1 protein-coding gene and 1 pseudogene are annotated in these 1,236 nt (G+C 76.5%); both read right to left on the bottom strand.

Features of this window, described 5'->3' with window-relative positions; translation table 11 throughout:
* Window positions 1–207: pseudogene (locus ACWGIG_RS38960) on the bottom strand (DNA-binding response regulator); the annotation flags it as partial.
* Window positions 208–420: 213 nt separating this feature from the next.
* Window positions 421–1,236 (bottom strand): WS/DGAT domain-containing protein (locus ACWGIG_RS38955; protein WP_453326449.1); only part of this gene is annotated, 816 nt, incomplete at its 5' end.

Genomic DNA, 1,236 nt, shown 5'->3' with positions numbered 1-1,236 from the left:
GAGGCCGGCCATGTGGATGTCGAGGAAGACGACGTCGATGGCGTCGTCGCCGTCGGGGCCCGCGTCGAGGGCCCGGTTGATACGGAGCAGGGCCTCGGTGGCGTCGGTGGCTCCTTCGGCGCTGCGGACCCTGGGGTCGGCGCGCAGGAGGTAGAGGAGCTCCTCCAGGGCAGGCTTCTCGTCGTCGACGGCAAGTACACGCAGCATGGGGACACGGTACGGGGGCGGGTGCGGGGTGGCACGAGCGCGGGCCGGTCGGTGGTGCGGCTTGCCTGCGGCCCCGCCCTCTCCCCTTCCCGCTGTGACATGTGCGGCTCCGCCGCGCGGCGCTCGCCGTGGGGCTGGGAAGGGTCACGGCTTGCACCGGTGGGGGCCGGCGTCCGGGGCTGCGCCCCGTGCACGGACTGCGTCGGCACGTCCTCAAACACCGGACGGGCTGGAAGTGCTCCGTACCAGTTCCGCCAGCTCCTCCCCCAGCGCCTCCGCCAGCCGTTCCACGTCCGGCACCGCCTCTCCGTCCGCGACCAGGCCCACGTTCACCCGGCCGCCGTAGGTGGACAGCGCCACGGCCAGGGCCTGGCCGCGGGCCAGTGGGGCCATCGGGTAGACCGCGCGCAGCGGGCGGCCCCCGAGGGACAGCGCCGCGCGCGGCAGCGGCACGCTGGTGACGAGTACGTCGAACAGCACGCGGGCCGCCCCGCCCGCCAGCGGCGCCCCGAACTTGCTGGCGAACGCCGGGAGCTGGTTGGCGAGGAGGGCGACCGCCCCGGCGCCCCGCGAGGGTCCGGCCGCCTTGTTCCGCGCCATGGCGTCCCGTACGGCGGCCAGCCGTGCCCGTGGGTCCTGCTCGTTGACGGGCAGGTCGAGCAGGTACGCCGACAGCTTGTTGCCCGTGCCGGGTGCCGTCCCGCCCGGCCGTCGCCGCGACACCGGCACCAGGGCCCGCGGGTCTCCCGCGGCCGGCTCGCCCCGTTCCCGCGTCCACCGGCGCAGTGCTCCGGCGACGACCGCGAGGAGGACGTCGTTGGCGGTGCCGCCGCTCGCCCGGCGCACCTGCTGCACGTCGTCGAGGCGCAGGGCGGCCGTGGCGAGCCGCCGGGTGCCGCTGGAGTCGGCGCTCAGCGCATCGCCGCCGCCGGGCAGCGGCAGCAGGGTCCGCAGCCGTCCGGCCCGTACCACCGAGGCGCCGATGCCCAGCACCTGGCCGACCTCGCCGATGCGGTCCCTGGCGATGCC

The sequence above is a fragment of the Streptomyces sp. NPDC054863 genome, assembly GCF_053610825.1.
This window is presented reverse-complemented; position numbering and strand designations above follow the sequence as displayed.